The sequence below is a fragment of the Crenobacter cavernae genome, from assembly GCF_003355495.1.
Lineage (GTDB): Bacteria > Pseudomonadota > Gammaproteobacteria > Burkholderiales > Chromobacteriaceae > Crenobacter > Crenobacter cavernae.
The window spans coordinates 667,410-685,096 of sequence record NZ_CP031337.1 but is presented as its reverse complement, the minus strand read 5'-3'; the positions used below and the strand labels follow the sequence as shown (position 1 = coordinate 685,096).

At 58.3% G+C, this 17,687-nt stretch carries 22 protein-coding genes and 2 pseudogenes; 12 read left to right on the top strand and 12 right to left on the bottom strand.

What is annotated here, in order from left to right; all coding sequences use genetic code 11:
- The first annotated feature begins 10 nt into the window (after positions 1-10).
- The 6 genes and pseudogenes from DWG20_RS03285 to DWG20_RS16315 all read left to right on the top strand — a co-directional run.
- Entirely contained in the window at positions 11-277 is a 267-nt protein-coding gene (locus tag DWG20_RS03285) for a hypothetical protein (protein WP_115432466.1), read from the top strand.
- Positions 274-876, top strand: coding sequence for a hypothetical protein (locus tag DWG20_RS03280; RefSeq protein WP_181880965.1), 603 nt, complete (start codon positions 274-276; stop codon positions 874-876). The genes DWG20_RS03285 and DWG20_RS03280 overlap by 4 nt, the downstream gene beginning before the upstream one ends.
- Before the next feature lie 13 nt (positions 877-889).
- Entirely contained in the window at positions 890-1,159 is a 270-nt protein-coding gene (locus tag DWG20_RS03275; protein ID WP_115432464.1) for a hypothetical protein, read from the top strand.
- 164 nt (positions 1,160-1,323) lie between these two features.
- Positions 1,324-1,842, top strand: a complete 519-nt coding sequence (locus DWG20_RS03270) for a GNAT family N-acetyltransferase (RefSeq protein ID WP_147289908.1) — start codon at positions 1,324-1,326, stop codon at positions 1,840-1,842.
- Complete coding sequence (locus tag DWG20_RS03265; protein WP_115432462.1) at positions 1,839-2,216, top strand: hypothetical protein; 378 nt, start codon at positions 1,839-1,841, stop codon at positions 2,214-2,216. The genes DWG20_RS03270 and DWG20_RS03265 overlap by 4 nt, the downstream gene beginning before the upstream one ends.
- Positions 2,217-2,233: 17 nt before the next feature.
- Positions 2,234-2,521: pseudogene (locus DWG20_RS16315) on the top strand (IS5/IS1182 family transposase); the annotation flags it as partial.
- A gap of 117 nt (positions 2,522-2,638) precedes the next feature.
- Here DWG20_RS16315 and DWG20_RS03260 read toward each other — a convergent pair.
- The 6 genes from DWG20_RS03260 to DWG20_RS03235 all read right to left on the bottom strand — a co-directional run bounded on the left by DWG20_RS03260 (position 2,639) and on the right by DWG20_RS03235 (position 8,098).
- The gene (locus DWG20_RS03260; RefSeq protein ID WP_115432461.1) at positions 2,639-3,034 is read right to left on the bottom strand and encodes a hypothetical protein; all 396 of its coding nucleotides are present in this window, start codon (positions 3,032-3,034) and stop codon (positions 2,639-2,641) included.
- Between the two features lie 125 nt (positions 3,035-3,159).
- Positions 3,160-5,133: a hypothetical protein gene (locus DWG20_RS03255; protein ID WP_147289907.1), complete on the bottom strand. Its 1,974-nt coding sequence runs from the start codon at positions 5,131-5,133 to the stop codon at positions 3,160-3,162.
- A gap of 610 nt (positions 5,134-5,743) precedes the next feature.
- Positions 5,744-7,141, bottom strand: coding sequence for an ISL3 family transposase (locus tag DWG20_RS03250; protein ID WP_115432459.1), 1,398 nt, complete (start codon positions 7,139-7,141; stop codon positions 5,744-5,746).
- A 43-nt stretch (positions 7,142-7,184) separates the two neighbouring features.
- The gene (locus DWG20_RS03245; protein ID WP_115432458.1) at positions 7,185-7,415 is read right to left on the bottom strand and encodes a hypothetical protein; all 231 of its coding nucleotides are present in this window, start codon (positions 7,413-7,415) and stop codon (positions 7,185-7,187) included.
- A gap of 9 nt (positions 7,416-7,424) precedes the next feature.
- Positions 7,425-7,811, bottom strand: a complete 387-nt coding sequence (locus DWG20_RS03240; protein WP_115432457.1) for a HepT-like ribonuclease domain-containing protein — start codon at positions 7,809-7,811, stop codon at positions 7,425-7,427.
- Positions 7,808-8,098, bottom strand: a complete 291-nt coding sequence (locus tag DWG20_RS03235; protein WP_115432456.1) for a nucleotidyltransferase family protein — start codon at positions 8,096-8,098, stop codon at positions 7,808-7,810. Before DWG20_RS03235 ends, DWG20_RS03240 begins: the two co-directional genes overlap by 4 nt.
- 219 nt (positions 8,099-8,317) lie before the next feature.
- Here DWG20_RS03235 and DWG20_RS03230 point away from each other — a divergent pair, with 219 nt between their 5' ends.
- Positions 8,318-9,892: a tetratricopeptide repeat protein gene (locus DWG20_RS03230; RefSeq protein WP_115432455.1), complete on the top strand. Its 1,575-nt coding sequence runs from the start codon at positions 8,318-8,320 to the stop codon at positions 9,890-9,892.
- Between the two features lie 32 nt (positions 9,893-9,924).
- Entirely contained in the window at positions 9,925-10,422 is a 498-nt protein-coding gene (locus DWG20_RS03225) for a hypothetical protein (RefSeq protein ID WP_115432454.1), read from the top strand.
- A 212-nt stretch (positions 10,423-10,634) separates the two neighbouring features.
- Here DWG20_RS03225 and DWG20_RS03220 read toward each other — a convergent pair whose 3' ends face one another.
- Together DWG20_RS03220 and DWG20_RS03215 are read right to left on the bottom strand one after the other, a co-directional pair.
- A complete protein-coding gene (locus DWG20_RS03220) occupies positions 10,635-11,180 on the bottom strand; it encodes a hypothetical protein (protein ID WP_147289906.1) in 546 nt (181 codons plus the stop codon).
- 82 nt (positions 11,181-11,262) lie between these two features.
- On the bottom strand, positions 11,263-11,544 hold the full coding sequence (locus DWG20_RS03215; protein WP_115432452.1) for a hypothetical protein: 282 nt from the start codon (positions 11,542-11,544) through the stop codon (positions 11,263-11,265).
- Positions 11,545-11,635: 91 nt separating this feature from the next.
- Here DWG20_RS03215 and DWG20_RS03210 point away from each other — a divergent pair, with 91 nt between their 5' ends.
- Together DWG20_RS03210 and DWG20_RS03205 are read left to right on the top strand one after the other, a co-directional pair.
- Positions 11,636-12,085, top strand: a complete 450-nt coding sequence (locus DWG20_RS03210) for a very short patch repair endonuclease (protein WP_115432451.1) — start codon at positions 11,636-11,638, stop codon at positions 12,083-12,085.
- Between the two features lie 83 nt (positions 12,086-12,168).
- Entirely contained in the window at positions 12,169-12,948 is a 780-nt protein-coding gene (locus DWG20_RS03205; protein WP_115432450.1) for a GIY-YIG nuclease family protein, read from the top strand.
- On the opposite strand, the gene DWG20_RS03200 is transcribed toward DWG20_RS03205, so the two are convergent.
- Together DWG20_RS03200 and DWG20_RS03195 are read right to left on the bottom strand one after the other, a co-directional pair.
- Positions 12,945-14,099, bottom strand: coding sequence for a DNA cytosine methyltransferase (locus DWG20_RS03200; protein WP_115432449.1), 1,155 nt, complete (start codon positions 14,097-14,099; stop codon positions 12,945-12,947). The two genes, DWG20_RS03205 and DWG20_RS03200, sit on opposite strands and share 4 nt — an antisense overlap.
- Positions 14,086-14,484: a hypothetical protein gene (locus DWG20_RS03195; RefSeq protein WP_220272002.1), complete on the bottom strand. Its 399-nt coding sequence runs from the start codon at positions 14,482-14,484 to the stop codon at positions 14,086-14,088. Before DWG20_RS03195 ends, DWG20_RS03200 begins: the two co-directional genes overlap by 14 nt.
- Positions 14,485-14,802: 318 nt before the next feature.
- Between DWG20_RS03195 and DWG20_RS16310 the strand changes: the two are divergent.
- Positions 14,803-15,301, top strand: a pseudogene (locus DWG20_RS16310) (IS5 family transposase); the annotation flags it as partial.
- Positions 15,302-15,317: 16 nt separating this feature from the next.
- Here DWG20_RS16310 and DWG20_RS03180 read toward each other — a convergent pair.
- A protein-coding gene (locus DWG20_RS03180; protein WP_425451587.1) for an IS3 family transposase occupies positions 15,318-16,441 on the bottom strand; the annotation gives its coding sequence in 2 pieces (ribosomal slippage) (positions 15,318-16,201 and positions 16,201-16,441; 1,125 coding nt in all).
- Between the two features lie 47 nt (positions 16,442-16,488).
- Between DWG20_RS03180 and DWG20_RS03175 the strand changes: the two genes are divergently transcribed.
- The gene (locus DWG20_RS03175; protein ID WP_115432446.1) at positions 16,489-16,926 is read left to right on the top strand and encodes a transposase; all 438 of its coding nucleotides are present in this window, start codon (positions 16,489-16,491) and stop codon (positions 16,924-16,926) included.
- Between the two features lie 132 nt (positions 16,927-17,058).
- On the opposite strand, the gene DWG20_RS03170 is transcribed toward DWG20_RS03175, so the two are convergent.
- On the bottom strand, positions 17,059-17,550 hold the full coding sequence (locus tag DWG20_RS03170; protein WP_115432445.1) for an HAD domain-containing protein: 492 nt from the start codon (positions 17,548-17,550) through the stop codon (positions 17,059-17,061).
- Between the last annotated feature and the right edge of the window lie 137 nt (positions 17,551-17,687).

Genomic DNA, 17,687 nt, shown 5'->3' with positions numbered 1-17,687 from the left:
GGACAGTTAAATGGCAATTTATTCTTTCAGGGCGGAGTGCCAGGCAGATGTGAAGCGCTTCCACCAGGAGTGCCTGAAAGTCGGGCTGATTACAGCGCTGCAAGCCAAGCCTGATGACCAGTTTCCGGATGTTGAAGTGGAGCTGCAAACGGACGCCTCTCTGGAGGCCCTGCGCAATGTGATGCGCAGGGTGGTGGATGGGCATGTCATGTTACAGACGCTACGGGAGTGTCCGCTGGCTGAAAATTCGCTTGAGCGGGACTACGACCTGAGTTGATCAGAAACCTGCAATGGACAAAAACCTCACCTATCAGCAAACACGGCTATTGGAGCTTGTTTCAACCGCCAAGCGCGAAGACACGGATTACGGGAGGAATGATGGCTGAACCCGTATGGATGAGCTACATAGGCTTGATAACCGGTGCAGTTGGCACCGTGACAGGCATCTATGGGGCAATCACCGGAAGCAAAGCGATACGTCTGGCAGCAACGCATAAGGCGCTGGATTTGCGGTTGAAGCTGGAAAAGGCGCTGGTGGTCGCGAATTCCCAGCTCGATGAAATCCCGGACCTTCTCCGCCGCGCGACCGCTTCACGCAACTCCGTACTGGCCGCAGCTGGGGCGTTCAATTCTGGAACTAAGCAACTCTGGGATCGTGATTTAGAGACGGACCAAGCGGCCATAGCCTCCCTGAAGTCCGAACTTGAAACCGTGCATCGCTATGCTGCTGCGACGACCGAGGTAGAACTCGCGCAGGGGATTGGGTTGGTGCACGCGCTGGCCATCAAAATTTCGCAATTGGAGAGCAAATATACGGACACAATGGTCGCCAACGATGTGGCCCGCCGCGACCTGGAAGCAGCCCGATCAAGGTAACGGAAAGGAACGAATGCGTAGCGAGCCGCAGAGGAACAAGCAGAGCTGGTGGCGTAATGGCGTATCGCGCCACTTTCGCGTTGATAACCGCAGGCATGGCCGCCCGCTTTACCTCGTGTTCGGTGTCAACTGGACCGATGCGGATGGCAAAAAGCGCATGGCTACCTTTCAAGCGGCCCGGGCCGACGAGGTGAGCTGGGAGCAGGAACTGCACGCGGCGAACACTGCAGATGCGTTCCGCAGTGAGTATGAATGGTGCCGGCGACATGGGCTACCGTTCTGACCAGAACGTTACGCGAACTGGCAAAAGCAGAAGTGTTATCCATTCAGCCCGCCTGAAACCAGCATTACCCACTAACCCGGAAATTCATCGCGCCCAGGCGGGTGCCCGCGCCGGCCGGCAGCCGAAAAAGCGGGTCGATCGGCTCAAGAATGAGGAAGAAACCAATGCCAAAAATGGCTGACCCACATATTGGCCTGCTCAGTTATCAGCAGGCACATTTGAATGGGAAGATCGCTCCCGTGCCCTGCCAGATTTATGAGCATCTGACGATGCTGCTGGACGATGCGGAGGGAGAGCAGCGTCTTACCTATGCACTCACCGAGAACGACACGGTCAAGGCCATCGTCGTTTATGTTCATAGCGGCTACCACAATCGTATCCCCTGCTTTCAGGTTGGCTACGCAGTTGCGGAACCCTTCCGTAACCAAGGCATTGCCAAAGATGTCCTCGAAAAAAGTATTGAAGAGATGCGGTGGGACTTAGGCCGCCACGGTCCTTTTTACATTGAGGCAGTAGTCGGCGTATCTAATGTAGCCTCGCAGAAGGTTGCCGCAATGGTGATTTCCGCCACCCATGAATCAATCATCGACCATACTGCTGGTCAACCGGCCTTGTCATACATGCACCTTATTGAGAGCCAGTCCGACGCCACCGGCCCACAACCAGGAGAGAAGTCGAGATGAGTTACGAGACCGAATGCAAGAAGTGCCACGCAAAGGTCATTGTCACCGAGCATCCAATGGGGGTGCCTGGAGGCCAAGACAAAGAGCAAGGCTACTGCCCCGCATGTGGTGAACTGGTGGCGGAGTTTATGTCTGACGGTTTCATCCGCACAGCTCTGGCTCCGTCGAAGATGCGAGAACTCAAGTACACCATTTGCCGCGACCGGCACGGTCACCCACTGGTGATGCTCAATAGCCCGCTGGGAAACGGGCAGGAAATCGTCCCGGACAGCCTGCGTCGCCTGGCTGCTGCGTTGGTGGTCATCGCGGGCGAAGCCGAAGCCAAGGACATGGGCAACGGCTACATGCCGGCGAGTAAGTCGACCGAATTCTGAACGCGGCGGAAAAGGTGGTTCCGCCGCGCAAGAATGGCAAATCGTGGAAAGACAAAGCCGCTTGGGCGGCCAGCCGTAACGACAGACTGGCGGCGATAGGCCCTTTGGGGCGAGCGATCTGGAAGCGCTGGAGCGGCTACCATCGGCGCAGCCTGGTGGAAACTGCGATGCAACGCTTCAAGCGGCTGGGCGACAGGCTGCTGGCTCGGAATCCGGAGCGTCAAGTGGCTGAGGTGCATGTGCGCTGCGCGATCCTGAACCGGTTCGTGCATCTTGGCATGCCCAAAACGGTTGCTCACGCCTGAAATCCGTCTAGGGAAGGGGAAACTCGACCTGCGAATGTGTTATGCAACAAAGCCGTCCAGTGTCTAACTGCCGCTTCCTGTGCGGGCTTGGCAGTACTTATGCAACTTATTGTCCCGTCAAAAAAATCGGGGGCCAAGGCCCCCGATGTGAAATGTTTTATTTTTGATTTGGGTTTTGTTTGCTAAATTCCGCCAAGACGATAACCGCATACCTGCCTCTAGTAAATTGTCCCCCATCGCTGTCGCACTCCCCAAGCGGGCTTGCCAGCCGTGCCATAAGTACGTGAATGACAGACTGATATGATTTTCGAACAGCGGCATCGTAAAGTCCCACGCGCGGTCGAGCTGCAGGTAGCCGGGCTGTGTGGGATGGGAATGGCCGCATACACAAACGAGCTTCAAGGTGTCTGTGTAGGCAACAAAGGGGCCGGTCTCAGGGCCGAAACACCGATAGCCCTCGGCGCGCAGAAAATGAAAATCCAGCCGGGTTCCAAAAAGCTGACTCACATCCATCGTTGTCCTCCTGATAGTTCAAGTGAACAGGCCAAAGAGCCTGCACCACGTATAGCCACCAGAAGGTGTAGCACGTGGTCGTGCTGAGCCATCCCTTGCATGTGTCGCCTGTGGCGTCATACTTATCAATCGCCCCTGTGATGCTTTAGCTTGGCAATGTGTTCGGCATGGCGGTCAAAGGCATCATCTGCCGATAAATGCGCATAGTGTGACATCACGGTCGTCAGTTCGTCATGCAGCAATTGCGCCACGGTCAAATAGTCCTTTGGATGTGCTTTCAGATATGCCGATGCTACTAGATGACGAAATGCGTGAGGCCCAAAGCTCAATACCTCCGGGATGTATTGTTTAGTGATTTTTTCGATAACACGGTGCAACCCCGTATGTTTACCGTCGAGGCTGCGGGTGCTCGGGAACAGGTAGGGGCAGTCTGGACAGTGCTTTATTAGGACTGGACGGTATTCCACGAGATATTCCTCAATGCGTTCATCCAGGCCTGGGACACGGGCGTCGTATTTGTCCTGTCGCGAGCCTCGATCGTTCTTGAAGTCGTTCCCTTGGAAGCGCAATCGCCACTCGTGGCCGCGTTGATACAGATTGCCGGTATTGCCGCGATAGGTGATGAGCGTCAGAGTCCGAAGGCGCAATGGGTTGACCAGCGCCAGACTAATGAGCAAGGCATCGCGCCTGTGAATGGCTTGTTGGACGCTACCGGGTAGCGCCGCTGCGGCGGCCTGGTCGAGACGCGACACGGTGCGCAGTATCGGGGCCAGGGGCTCAGCAAGGCTGAGCAGCGGCTGGATCGGTAGGCTGGGGTCACGCGACACATCCTGCGCAGCCCTTTTCCATGCCCGCGCCAGCAAGAGCGTTTCATGACATAGCCTTTCCCATGGGCGCCCCTGAGTCGCCTCGATGGGGAGTCTTTGGTACAGCTCCGGTCTCTGGGCGAGATAACCGACCTCGGGATTGACCAGGCTGACCACGATACTAGCGAACACGGCATGGCTCTGGTGTGTTTTCCCCTGAGCACGGCGTTTCATGAACTGCATGAAGCCCTCGACCCATTCGGGCACGACCAAGCTGGCGAGGGTCTGCGCGTGGCTATCGGGGAGTCCGGAACCGCCGTCCGCAACTTCGCGCCGCAGGTAGCCCCAATAGGCGCGCAGGCGGCCCAACATCGCATCGGCGCTGGTGCAGCCGAGTCCGTGTACCTGGGTGAGTGGCGACGGTCTATTTTGGATTGCCGTAAGCGGCAAGAGCCGCCACATGGCGCCGCTGCGTCGTTGCAGTCGGGGATGGGTCGAGGTCTTGTAAATCAGTAACTCGCGCCATTCCGATGCCAAAGAGGGGAGGAATTGCTCGGCTTTCAGCAGATAGCGGTCCGTCACCCGCTCCCTCAGGCGATGCCGATACTCAATTTCCATGGGTTGGGGTGTTGTATCGGCCGTTGTGTCGAAATGGCCCCCAAGCAAGCCTTCCAGCGTCCCACGAGTCAAACCCAAGGCATTTTCGAGGCGGCGTAGGGCCGGCAGAGTTGTCCGATTGGGCTTGGCTCCCGCAATCCAACGTTGCATGGCCGACGTCGAGATATGACATTGCTTTGCTAATGTCTTCGGGGCGAGTCCAGTCGCCGCTACCGCCACGCGCAACGCTTGGTTAAAAGTGGTGGGAGTGGGGGTATGGGAGGTGAGCCGTTGTTCAAGCAACTCAAAGCTGGATTTCCACGCCCGTAAATGACTGCGCTTGTCGGAAAGGGTTTTGGGCTGCTGACCCAGTGCCGCCAGGTAATCGGCGATCTTTTCTTCGATGCTGCCACGCAGCTCACGCCCGACATTGCCATCTGTCGTTTTTCTGTAACAGGCTAGGTAACCGTGCAGTGTGGACATCTGGTTGCGGAAGACCTGACTGGTGCCTGCCTCTGCTACGCAGCCAGCCTCGATACGGGCGCGATGAAACTCGATAAGTTGTTTGTACGTAACGTCCATGGCTGAATCGTGGACGCCAACAGACCAGCTGAGATTTGGTGCGTTATAAACTTGCGTTACCGAATAACGAATTGATGGTAAGTTATTGAATTTTTGTGGGAAATTTTTTTCCATGTGGCCTCCTGCTTGGAAGGCTGGTGGTCGGTCTTGCGTTATGGCCTATGTGGCTGGTAGTGGCGTTGAGTTGTTGGTCGGACTCAGTCTAGCGCCGTGTTTTAAACCAACTTATCCAGCGAGCCAGTCGAGAAGCGGGCTGATGTCTAAAATCGCTCTCTACTCTGTGATGAGCGTTGTGCTGTCGTGACACGCTCCGGACGGAGGAGAGGGCTCAAACCACCGCGCCCGTCTGTAAAGCGTCAAGCGGGAAGTCATGGACGCGACCTGGGTGTGAGCAGCTAGAGGGTGACTGGGGCGGGATGCTGCCGTCCGATAGTCTGGCTGTGCGCGGGCGTCGCATCACGACCCGCGTGCCCTGACGTGGCGACGCCGGCTCCGAGCGGCAGAGTCCAAGGGTAAGGCACGAGGAGGGTAGTTATCTTCCTTGGGGGTGCTTTGCCCTTCTGCAGCTCTACCTCACCAAGCGGCAAACTGGACCTGTTTGGCACTTTCAACTTGGTGACTTGCTCACTCAGGCATGTTTTACATGCTAGTGCCAGTTGAATGCTTGAAGCTGTGGTAAATGTTTTGCACTTTTTGGGTTTGCGGATTTTCCTGTTGGTCGGGGCTAAATCTCCCCAGCCTCGATCATTCGCACCAGTGTTGATATGTCCACCCCGTAATTGACCTCTTGGCCTTTGCCGTCCTGTTGGTTTCGCGTCGTGGCCTTGCTGATGGCACCCGGAGGAAGGCCGTACCCCATTTCGCCACCTGGCACGTAGAAGCCGACGCTCCGCTCCATGACGGTCTCGGGTCGGCGACGTTCGAACTTCGGGCGGATGAACTGCTTCTTGTGCAGTCCTTCCGTGAACAGAATCTTGGCTCGCAGGGCCTCCCACGAGTAGCCGCGCCCAGCGCGGTCGGTGCAGCGGATCAGGTTGCTCAGCGACTCCGTGTAGGCATTGGTGACGGGGTGCTCAAAGAAACTCAGGATATAGGGCTGCCAGTTCGTCCAGGCTAGAATCAGGTCGGCGAAGTGTTCGTAGATGTCCGGCGTCACGCCGCGATACCAAGCCTCGAAGCGGACTTGCGCCTGTTGCCGGGTCTCGGCCTCGTAGATGCCGTAGAAGTCCTCCTTGAGCCGGTATGCCTGTCCCAGCACCGGGTAGTTCTTCGTCCAGTCATCCAGGTTGAACGCCTCTTCCGGCGTCAGGTCGCGTTCACGCTTCAACAGGATGAATCGGTCGTGCATCAGGCCCCGGCGCTGCTTGGGCGTCAGTTCGGCCCGCAGCGCCTTTCTCACCTTCTCGATGGCTTCGTTGGCCATCTTCACGACGTGGAACTTGTCGATCACGATACGGGCATCCGGCAACACCGTCTTGACGGCATCCCGGTAGGGTTGCCACATGTCCATCGCTACGTACTCGATCTGCTCCTTGCCCTTGAGCTGGTACAGGTACTTGGCCACCGTATCCTTGTTGCGGTTGACCAGCATGTCCACCACGGTGTTGCTCTCGATGTTGGTGATGACGCAGCGCGGCTTAATCAGGTGGATCTCGTCGATACCCATCCACTTCGGCGTCTCGAACGTGACCTTGGCTTCCAGATCGTTGATGTAGTCGCGGAAGATGTTGCGGACGGTCTTCTCGTCCACGCCGGTTTCATCGGCCAGCGACAGGAAGGTGCGCTTCAATGACTGCTGGCTGAGCCACTTCACCAGCCGTTCCGTCATCTGCCGGTTTTCGGCCACCACAGGCAGTGGCACGAAGAAGGTCTTCAGGCAGGACTGAGCTTGACAGCGGTAGCGCCTGGGGTTGATGTAGATGCCCACGCGCTTGCCGTGCATCGGCAGGTCTTTGACCAGGCGCGGCTGCTCAGCGCCGCCCCAGCCCTGAAAGCGCGAAGACCCGCAATGCGGGCATTGACGGGTCGGCTCTACGGGTTCGGCAGCGATATGATAGTCGTGTTCGGTTTCTTCCACCGACAGTACACGGTACTGCGGCAAGTTTAAAATGTTGGCGGGCATGGAATACTTCCGTTGGCCAGTGTCTGGCTCTTCTGGGGCGTGATTATCGACCTCCGAGCCTGGCCAAAAGGGACTTGGCCAGCGGCTCGATAACGGCTTTGCGCTGCTCGATCACAGAGGTGTCGCCACTCGCGTTGCGGATAGTGGACTCGGCCAGCTTGGTCCTAGCCTTCGCCTCCTCAACGGTTAGCCCTTCCACCAGCACCAGCGGGGCCGCTTCCGATGCGGCCCCGCTTCGATGGGTCAGGCAGCAGTCAAATTGCTCGTTCGTCATCAACTCACCTTATGGGCGCGGCCCGTCGTTATGCTCTTCGGCCACTTCTGCAGCCAGGCCCTCAACCTGCTCGGCGAGCACTGGCAAGTCGCGCAGGATGGTCTTCCAGACGATCTCAAGGTCTACCTTGAAGTAGCCGTGCGCCAAGGCGTTGCGCATTTCATAGGCGAACGCCAGCGGCACCTCAGGGTGCGCCTCGGCGAAGTCCGGATAGTGACGCTCGATATTGCGGCTGGCTTCTCCGATGATCTCGAAGTTGCGGATCACCGCATCCTGCACCAGCTCGTTCTCCAGGAACGCCCACTCGGCCATGTCCTCGGTGTAGCGATGAATACGACCGATGGCTTTGAGAATGTGCGCCAGATAGTCGGCCAGCCTCTGCTTGTCACGACTCATACCGGCACGGCCTCCGCAATGACTTTGGCGCGGAAGGAGTCAGGCAGTGCCCTGGGGGTCAGCACATCGACTGGCACGCCCAGCAGCGTGCGCAGCTCGTGGCGGATGGCACCGATGTCCATCATCGTGGTGTCGGGCGTCGGGTCGATCAGGAGGTCGAGGTCGCTGTCGTCGGTATCGTCACCGTGGATGACCGAACCAAATACCCGTGCATTGCGGGCGCGATGGGCCTCGACGATGCGACGGATGGCGTCGCGGTGGGCATTAAGAGCGTCGGATGGCTTCATAGCATCACCAACAGGTTTATCCGAATTAACAATGATTGCATCATAGAGAGAATGCCGCTACGATTCAACAGGAAATTCCGATTTGTTGCGTGTGTGTGGCGTGGCTTTCAGACCCCAAAACCAACAGGTTTTTCCGCATATCCTAGCTGACATGGTAGCCAATCGGGACAACCCGGCGGCCGCCTGTTACCTCCGTCGTTAGCCATACAAGGAGGAAGTATGAGAGTACTCATAACCGCATGGTTACTGCTTCTGTTCTCGTATGGCTGCGGAGTACCCGTCCATGCGCAAGGCATCGAATGGGAGACGCTGAACGCTGAGGTCAACTCGCTTTACCGGCAAGGCCGCTATGACCGTGCCGTCGTGGTGGCGAAGAAAGCGTTACAAGTCGCCGAACAAGCCGTTGGCCCCAATCATCCCGCCGTGGCCACCAGCCTGAACAACCTGGCGGAACTGTACCGCGCCCAAGGCCGGTACGCGCAGGCCGAGCCGCTGTTCCGGCGCGCGCTGGCGATCGCCGAGAAGGCTCTCGGTCCCAATGATCCCCTAGTGGGTACAAGCCTAAACAACCTGGCGTCGCTGTACCAAGACCAAGGCCAGTACGCGCAGGCCGAGTCGTTGTACCGGCGCGCGTTGGCGATCAACGTGAAGGCCTTCGGCCCGGATCATCCCGCTGTGGCCCTGAGCCTGAACAACCTGGCGGAACTGTACCGCGCCCAAGGCCGGTACGCGCAGGCCGAGCCGCTGTTCCGGCGCGCGCTGGCGATCGCCGAGAAGGCCCTCGGCCCGGACCATCCCGCTGTGGCCACGAGGCTAAACAACCTGGCATCGCTGTACCAAGACCAAGGCCAGTACGCGCAAGCCGAGCCGCTGTTCCGGCACGCGCTGGCGATCGCCGAGAAGGCCCTCGGTCCGGATCATCCCGCTGTGGCCCTGAGCCTGAACAACCTGGCGGAACTGTACCGCGCCCAAGGCCTGTACGCGCAGATCGAGCCGCTGTTCCGACGCGCGCTGGCGATCGACGAGAAGGCCCTCGGCCCGGACCATCCCGCTGTGGCCACCAGCCTGAACAACCTGGCGTCGCTGTACCAAGCCCAAGGCCTGTACGCGCAGGCCGAGCCGCTGTTCCGGCGCGCGCTGGCGATCAACGTGAAGGCCTTCGGCCCGGATCATCCCGCTGTGGCCCTGAGCCTGAACAACCTGGCGGAACTGTACCGCGCCCAAGGCCGGTACGCGCAGGCCGAGCCACTATTGCGGCGCGCGCTGGCGATCGCCGAGAAGGCCCTCGGCCCGGACCATCCCGCTGTGGCCACCAGCCTGAACAACCTGGCAGCGCTGTACCAAGACCAAGGCCTGTACGCGCAGGCCGAGCCGTTGTACCGGCGCGCGCTGGCGATCAACGAGAAGGCCCTTGGTCCCAATGATCCCCTAGTGGGTACAAGCCTGAACAACCTGGCGGAACTGTACCGCGCCCAAGGCCGGTACGCGCAGGCCGAGCCGCTGTTCCGGCGCGCGCTGGCGATCGCCGAGAAGGCCCTCGGTCCGGATCATCCCGCTGTGGCCACCAGCCTGAACAACCTGGCGGGGCTGTACCAAGACCAAGGCCAGTACGCGCAGGCCGAGCCGTTGTTCCGGCGCGCGCTGGCGATCGACGAGAAGGCCCTCGGCCCGGATCACCCCTCAGTGGCCACTACCCTTGAGAATATGGCGGTACTTTACCGGGCAACGAATCGAGTCGAAGAGGCGGTAGCACTGGAGAAGCAGGCTGCACGCATACGGGCGATAAAGCGCTAGTGCACCAGTAGACTGGGAAGGAGTAACCATCCATGAAAAAGGCATATCTTGACAATGTTCTGGTGTGCGCAATCTACAGCGACGATCAAAAAGGCGAGTCTGCTGCGTTAGTTAAGATCCTTGAGGCATATGATCAACACCGGCTGGAGCTGGTGACGTCGCAAGTCACAAAGGAAGAGATCGATAAATGCCCAGAGGAATGGAAAAAGAAGCACAACCAGACTTATGACCGGCTGAACAAAGTGAAGTACGTTGAGGCTCATGAACTCAAGGGTTACAACATCCAAGACAACCAGTTTGGCTTTTTGGCATCCCCGAGAATGGATGACCATCCAACTTTTACGCGACTTCAACAGATCGGCCTGGATGAGAATGACGCCAAGCACGTCATGCAAGCCATCGAGAGCAATTGCGACGTTTTCCTGACGTGTGACAAAATCACAATCCTGAAGTATCGGAGTGAAATTGAGACCGAATTTCCGTCAATTAAACTAATGTTGCCATCCGAACTGGTCCCCATTCTTACTTAAGAGAGTTTCGGAAAATTGAACAGTCTAAGCGTCCACTCTGGGCCGATGTGAGCCGCTCACGGCTGGGTGTGCAAGCCGCTGCAACTGGCTGATAAGATGTGATGCAATTGGGCGTGCTGTAGGTTTGCAGAGATCATGAAAAACGCACCTATTGATTCCTAAGGCTTTTTTCACCGCCGTGCGCATCGCAAAGGGCCGCAAATACGCGGAGATCATGAAAAATCCCTACAGAATTTGCACTCTTCGTGAAAATTTTGTATCAATCCAAGCAAAAACAAAGAGTTATGGATCCAACTAATACGGTAGAGACGCTCAAAAGCCCCCTTTCCAAGGCTCCGCCGTCTTGGGCCTACCCAGGATCGGATCCAACATCGGCAGACTCGGATCGAGCCCATCGGCCTTCGCCCGCGCCCACGCGTCCAGTCCTGCAACTCGTGCAAGTCCTGCAACTCGTGCAAGCGCCCGTCCTGCTTGGCTCGCTCCTCGACAGCAGCCACGTAGTTACGAATCTTGCTGGCCGCCTCCCACGGATCGGCATCAGCCTGTAGCTGCTTGAGGCGTTCCGCCTCTTCCCACAACAAGCTCTGCTCTCGATAGTATTTCTGCAGCGCTGCCTGATAGGCCGCCTCGCGCCGCTCTTCCCTTTCTCGGTGCGCCCGGATCTCAGCTGGCATTGCCCGCAGCGCTTCGAGCGCCCTGGTGACCTGCACTGCACGCAACCGGCCATGCTCATCCTTGGCCACCGTTCGTTTGAGCAATTGCTTCCGCGTCAACGCGATCAGCTTGTGCTCATCCTTTGCCGCAGGGGTTAGCAGTGGCTCCTGGTACCGATGATCGATCTCACCGTGCTCCCAACTTGCGATGGCATCTGTTTCGCGCGGCGCGGACGGAGCAAACGATAGCCTTGGAGACGGGATAGCGGTTTTGTTGCCTGACCTTCGCGGTAGCACGATCGGATTTCGTGGTGGAGGCATTGAGCTCAGGCAAACGGGGCTGCTTCATGGCCTTCTCCGCACGCACACCGGCCCAGTAGCCGCGCGTCGGCGCTAGGATTTTTAGGCGTATGCATACCTTCTTGAGCTCGACGTCAGGCAGGCCGAACGGTTCGGCCACCACGGTCATGGGCTCTGCCCAGACTGGATCGTCCCGGCTCCTGTCGGCATTTCTGCCCTAGATAGCTCCCCTCTGTTGAGCGCTGCGGTATTCTTGAACTATGGTTGATACCGTCACCAAGGAAACCCGCAGCCGCATTATGGCCCGAGTCCGGAACAAGGACACCGGACCGGAGATGATAGTCAGACGTCTCGTCTTCTCGATGAGGTTTCGTTATCGGCTGCACGTCGGGCGCTTGCCCGGCCGGCCGGATCTGGTTTTTCCGGGTCGGCGCAAGGTGATTTTCATTCATGGCTGTTTTTGGCACCGCCACGAGGGATGCGCCCAGGCCAGGATTCCGAAATCCAGGGTCGAATTCTGGACGGCAAAACTCACCGCCAACAGCGACAGAGACAAGCGGAACATCGCCGCCCTTCAGGAGCTTGGATGGGAGGTTCTGGTGCTGTGGGAATGCGAACTCGCCGACAGCGCCAGGCTCCGCCAACGAATCTCCGATTTCCTCGGCCCCGCACACACCCGTGGGGCGGGCGGCCTAGAGACACGTCTCTAGCGTTTGGCATAACTGTAGGGTAGCATCACGCGCCGCTGGTGCGGTTAAGGCACCAGGACATCATTGGACGAACATGAGGCCCTATGCACTCGGCGAAATTTGAAATAGACATCATCAGCGCCCTATCGTCTCAACTGGAGGCCGCTTTTGACAAATTGATCCCGGGACCGCTGACGCCCGAGATCCTCGATACGCTAGAGGCCGGCCAAGGCATCTATCAGCTGTACCAAACCAACCTGTTGGTATATGTCGGCAAGGCCGACAACCTTCCAAAACGGTTGCGTGAGCATCACCTGAAACTCAGAGGAAGGTGCGACATCAACGTCGGCGACATGAGCTTCAAGTGCCTTTATGTGCATGAGAACTGGACCACGTTGGCGCCCGAAACAGCCATGATCCGCCACTACAAGACGAAAGGTACGGGCGAGTGCGAGTGGAATGGTAACGGCTTTGGTCCACACGATCCCGGCCGCAACCGCGAACTGACCAACAAAGCTCCCGACGGCTTTGACATGCGTTATCCGATCAAGAAAGACTGGCCGTGCGCTTGGGTGGTTCCCGGAACGTGGAATGCGCTGGACCTACTAGTGGCGCTAAAGAATTCGGAGAAGCTTCCATACCTCATTCGCTACGAGACAGAGAAACTTAGCAGCGACAAGTATGCAGATTACCGCAAGGGCCATCCAGACCACCGGGTGGCAACGGTGGCCGTGCCGGACGCCAACATGCCCGTGGTAGAACTAGTCCGACTAATCACGCAAGCTCTACCCGGGTGGCAATCGACCGCCTTCCCGAGCCACATGATCTTATACAAAGAGTCACGTGGCTATCGGCACGGCACAATCATTCACCGCGAGCCCTAAGCCACCGCCTGCCCGTCGGCACGATCAAGCAATTCAGCGATCCAGTTCCCCATCGCCTCGGACAATTGCACGGGGACCGCGTTGCCGATCTGACGCATGCTCTCAGTCCACGAGCCGGGGAAAACGTACTCGTCCGGAAGCCCCTGAAGTCGAGCGGCCTCGCGGATGGTGAAGTACCGTACGGTTCCGTCGTCGCGCACCATCATGTTCTCCCCACCGGGCACGCCGTGGTCGCCAGCCTTCAGCGCCTTCGCCGGCTGATCCAATGGGCTCCCTGTGTGTCCGGGATAAACCCTCGCACCAGCCTGGAAGAGGTGGTTATTGACACCGTTGGGTTCCCCAAGGCCCATGATGGCGTCCCGGGTAGTCAACCAGGCAGCGCCTGCGGGAGGAGTGTTCCTGGCGCGCAGCTTGCGGACCAGGGAGACATCCTGCCTCGGAATAGCCACATCATCCGGCACTGGTAGCCCGTGACGAACCCAATACTCACCCGTCACCCACTGATCCCATAGCAGACGATCCCGGGAGTGCGTGGGAGCCGGAGGGGTGAAGTCAATGTTCAAGTCCTGGCGCACCCCTGCGACGATGACGCGATGCCGCTTTTGCGGCGCACCATAGTCAGCGGCATTTACCTTGAGCACCTGAACTTCGTACACTGGGGGAACGTCAGCGCGTTCGAGCCTTTCAAGGTGCTCGTAATGGGTTTCACCGTTCAAGCGTACGACACCTGGGTGGCGAAGATGAGCCGTGATCCAACGGAGATAGTCCGCGAACGCCTCCCGGGTTAGGCCGCGGACGTTTTCGAACAAGAATGCGCTCGGATGGGTTTCCCGAACGGCCCGAATCGCCTCCGGCCACATGTCCCTGTGGTCGTCATGCCCCTTGTGTTTCCCGCCAACCGAGAATGGTTGGCAGGGTGGCCCCCCTGCCACCAAATGCAGGTTACCATTGAACTGCCCCCAGTTCATGGTGCGGACATCTGCCGCCTCGATGTTCCAGTCCCTGACGAGAGGAACGTTCAAGGCGATATTGTGGCGAACAGTTTCCACAGCATCCGCATTCCATTCGACCATCATGTCTGGCATCAAACCCGCGCGGGACAGCCCCAGGGCCAAGCCACCACAGCCGGTGAAAAGTTCAATGCTGGGCATCGTCGTGCTCCTCTCCATCTCCGGCAAACATGTCTCCCCGCTCGTTCCCTCCAAGGCCAGTGGTTGCGTTCGTCATGGTTTTATTAGGCCCCTTTCCCGTTCGGATGAACATGTCCGGCTGCTTGCTTCCGCCGAACCTTCCCTTCGTGGCACCACCTCGCGGTTTGCTGGGCTCGTATTCGATCCGGCCCAGCGTTGCCCGGAAATCCACCCCAGCCTCGGCCATGTCGCCCATGAGCGATGCGATGATCGCCAGATGCGACGGCACCTCACCTTCGGCAGCGTGGTTGGTGATCGAGTTCGGCGTTTGCTTGATCAGCTCGGCAAACTCCTTGACGGTCAGCCCGGCCTTTCCCAGTTGCCGCCGGAATTCTTCGTAAATCATAAGATGATGATATCACATACGTGGCAACAACCACAGCAAAACATTTATTTAACACCACAAAATATGTGTTTTACGAATCAAGATATGTAGAAATCGCTTTGAACTGCGTCTAATCGTACAGACGACCACTGACACATAATGCCCCAACCCTTCCCGCTGACAGCCCACCCTGTCGCTGCGCATGAATGAGCCCCCCCCTGAAACACAGGACATCCGTGCCCCCTTAGCCAAGAGATAGGCATAAGACTGTGTTTATGACGGGGCTTTGTTGCATAACTCAGAAGTCCGGGGGCTTGACAGTTCTGGCATGCTGAGAGGATGAAACCCGCGAAACCACGCTACCACACCACCAACTGGCCCGAGTACAACCGGAGTCTTCAAGCGAGGGGCGATCTGACGATCTGGTTCTCCCCCGAAGTGGCTTGGCACGCCAACGAGCGAGCGGGTAAGGCCGGGCGTCCGACCCACTACAGCGACCAGGCCATTCAGATCATGCTGACGCTGAAGGTACTGTTCCAGCAAGGCTTGCGTCAGGCTCAGGGGCTGGCAGCGAGCCTGGTGCGCCTGCTAGGTTTGGACCTGGCGCGTACCGAGTTACAGTACGGTGAGCCGACGCCAGGCAACGCTGACGGTGCAAATACCGGTACGCCGCAGCCGCGAGCCGCTGCACCTGCTGGTGGACAGCACCGGCATCAAGATTCACGGCGAAGGCGAGTGGAAGGTGAAGAAACACGGGCCGGAGTACCGGCGCGGCTGGCGCAAGGTGCACTTGGCCATCAACCGGGATACGCAGGAAATCCAGGCGGTGGAAGTGACCTGACCTGCCCCCATTTTTAGTCCGAAACCAATATAGAGTCAGGGGTTAACAACTCAGCTTGCCGATAGGCTTCGGCAAACTGGTTCGGGGTCAGGTAGCCCAGCGAGCTATGCGGACGCTCGCCGTTGTATTCGATGCGCCAAGCTTCAATCACTTCCCGCGCATGCCGCATCGACACGAACCAGTGCTCGTTCAGGCACTCGTCCCGGAAGCGGCCGTTGAAGCTCTCGATGTAGGCGTTTTCCACCGGCCTACCCGGCCGAATAAACGATAGCCTGACGCCTTGGGCGTAAGCCCATGCATCCAGCGCTTTGCCAGCAAACTCCGGGCCATTGTCGACGGTAATGGAAAGGGGCAATCCTCTGGCGTTCGCCAGCCGCTCCAGCACCGACGCCACGCGCAGCCCTGGCAGCGAAGTGTCGACTTCGATGGCCAGGCATTCCCGGGTGTAGTCGTCCACGATGTTCAGGCAACGCAGTCGCCGGCCGTCAGCCAGCCCATCCGCAACGAAGTCCATCGACCAGCTCAGGTTGGGCGCTTGCGGGCGCGGTAGCGGCTTGCGCTCTACACCGGCAATCTGTTTGCGCCGGCGTTTCCTGATACTCAAGCCGGCCTGCCGATAGAGGCGATAGCATCGCTTGTGGTTTACCCGCCAGCCTTCTCGGTGCAACAGTACCTGCAGCCGTCGGTAGCCATAACGCCGTTTCTCGCCGGCCAATGCCACCATCCGCTCCGTTAGGAGACCGTCGGTACCCGTTCGGCTAGACCGATACCGATACAGCGACCGTGAAATGCCGACCAGCCCGCAAGCGCGGGTCACGCCCATGGCGCGTTCGGTCATGAGCAGCGTGACCGCTTCGCGCCGGGCTTGCGGGCTCACCACTTTCGGCCAAGCAGGTCTTTCAGCGCGGCGTTATCCAGCAAGGACTCGGCGAGGAGCCGTTTCAGCCGGGCATTCTCCTGCTCCAACTCCTTCAGGCGCTGCGCCTCCGAAACGGTCATCTCGCCGTACTTGGCTTTCCAGTTGTAGTAGGTCGCGTCGGCGATGCCGTACTTGCGGCATAGCTCCGCGACTTTGAGACCCGTTTCGGCCTCCTTGAGGATGCTGATGATCTGTTCTTGGCTGAAGCGCTTCTTCACGTCTGTTCCTCTCAGGTGAAACAGACTCTACATCAGGATGGGACTAAATTCGGGGAGCAGGTCACGATGGCCCGCAAGTGGAGGAGTTGCTGTTGCAACTTCCGCCGGAAACCGTGCTGGCGAGCCTCGGCGGAGACGGCGCCTATGACAGCCGCCGGGTCTATCGGGTCGTACATGAGTACGGGGCGGAATTGGTGGTTCCACCGCGCAAGAATGGCAAATCGTGGAAAGACAAAGCCGCTTGGGCGGCTAGCCGCAACGACAAGCTGGCAGCGATAGGCCGGTTGGGCCGGGCGATTTGGAAGCGCTGGAGCGGCTACCATCGACGCAGCCTGGTGGAAACCGCGATGCATCGCTTTAAGCGGCTGGGCGACAGGCTGCTCGCTCGGAACCCGGAGCGGCAGGTGGCGGAGGTGCATGTGCGTTGCGCGATCTTGAACCGGTTCGTGCATCTGGGCATGCCGAAAACGGTTGTTCACGCCTGAAATCCGTCTTGGGTAGGGGCGGCTCGACCTACGAATGGGTTATGCAACAAAGCCGCACAATTGCGCACTCAATCTGACAATTCAAGCGTTGATGGCGTCAAAGCGTCATTGACTTCGCACCAAGAAGCCAACTTATTGGACGTTCTGGTGAAGTTGCTCAAGCTTAGTGGCCAATTCAACTCGCACACGAGACTCTCCCAAGCCAATGCGCCTGTAAGGGCAAATCAAGTTGTTTTCGAAAATTTCAGGCCAGCAGTTATTGTCATCGTCGAGTGCGAGCCACGACTGAATTTGGTGGCCTTGGACGTATCGCATGATTTGGTCGAATTTGGAGAGTTCAAACCATTCCCCAGCATCGTCACAGAATTCATAGGTTGTCCCGATAACCCGATTCTGCAGCGTTGTAGGCAAGTATCCTTTTGCCCGATTGAAATCAAACACACGCACCCATGATGTACTGAGCACAATTTTCAATTGTGGGTACGGCTCAAGTAGTTCTGCCAAGAGTTCGGCATGTTCGAACAGCTGGGCTCCCTGTGTGCGGAAGACGGGTTCGCCGTTGACGCAGTAGACGTCGTCAGGGTGGAGGCAACCATCGTAATCAAGAAACAAGATTGGATGCATAGCAAGGTCCGGAGTTTGTAGTTATGGATGAGGGCCTTCAGTTTCCACTTGAGCTAGCAGCGATATGCAAGCAAGGAGAGCTGTCGCCCGTTGCAGATTGCACAATATGTTGTGCATTGTAAGGCAAGTCTGGCTGG

Bases quoted from the DNA above. Each gene is read 5' to 3' on its own strand.
- DWG20_RS03285 (WP_115432466.1), top strand. From the start codon at position 11: ATGGCAATTTATTCTTTCAGGGCGGAGTGCCAGGCAGATGTGAAGCGC.
- DWG20_RS03275 (WP_115432464.1), top strand. From the start codon at position 890: ATGCGTAGCGAGCCGCAGAGGAACAAGCAGAGCTGGTGGCGTAATGGC.
- DWG20_RS03270 (WP_147289908.1), top strand. From the start codon at position 1,324: ATGCCAAAAATGGCTGACCCACATATTGGCCTGCTCAGTTATCAGCAG.
- DWG20_RS03265 (WP_115432462.1), top strand. From the start codon at position 1,839: ATGAGTTACGAGACCGAATGCAAGAAGTGCCACGCAAAGGTCATTGTC.
- DWG20_RS03260 (WP_115432461.1), bottom strand. From the start codon at position 3,034: ATGGATGTGAGTCAGCTTTTTGGAACCCGGCTGGATTTTCATTTTCTG.
- DWG20_RS03255 (WP_147289907.1), bottom strand. From the start codon at position 5,133: ATGGAAAAAAATTTCCCACAAAAATTCAATAACTTACCATCAATTCGT.
- DWG20_RS03250 (WP_115432459.1), bottom strand. From the start codon at position 7,141: ATGCCCGCCAACATTTTAAACTTGCCGCAGTACCGTGTACTGTCGGTG.
- DWG20_RS03245 (WP_115432458.1), bottom strand. From the start codon at position 7,415: ATGACGAACGAGCAATTTGACTGCTGCCTGACCCATCGAAGCGGGGCC.
- DWG20_RS03240 (WP_115432457.1), bottom strand. From the start codon at position 7,811: ATGAGTCGTGACAAGCAGAGGCTGGCCGACTATCTGGCGCACATTCTC.
- DWG20_RS03235 (WP_115432456.1), bottom strand. From the start codon at position 8,098: ATGAAGCCATCCGACGCTCTTAATGCCCACCGCGACGCCATCCGTCGC.
- DWG20_RS03230 (WP_115432455.1), top strand. From the start codon at position 8,318: ATGAGAGTACTCATAACCGCATGGTTACTGCTTCTGTTCTCGTATGGC.
- DWG20_RS03225 (WP_115432454.1), top strand. From the start codon at position 9,925: ATGAAAAAGGCATATCTTGACAATGTTCTGGTGTGCGCAATCTACAGC.
- DWG20_RS03215 (WP_115432452.1), bottom strand. From the start codon at position 11,544: ATGACCGTGGTGGCCGAACCGTTCGGCCTGCCTGACGTCGAGCTCAAG.
- DWG20_RS03210 (WP_115432451.1), top strand. From the start codon at position 11,636: ATGGTTGATACCGTCACCAAGGAAACCCGCAGCCGCATTATGGCCCGA.
- DWG20_RS03205 (WP_115432450.1), top strand. From the start codon at position 12,169: ATGCACTCGGCGAAATTTGAAATAGACATCATCAGCGCCCTATCGTCT.
- DWG20_RS03200 (WP_115432449.1), bottom strand. From the start codon at position 14,099: ATGCCCAGCATTGAACTTTTCACCGGCTGTGGTGGCTTGGCCCTGGGG.
- DWG20_RS03195 (WP_220272002.1), bottom strand. From the start codon at position 14,484: ATGATTTACGAAGAATTCCGGCGGCAACTGGGAAAGGCCGGGCTGACC.
- DWG20_RS03170 (WP_115432445.1), bottom strand. From the start codon at position 17,550: ATGCATCCAATCTTGTTTCTTGATTACGATGGTTGCCTCCACCCTGAC.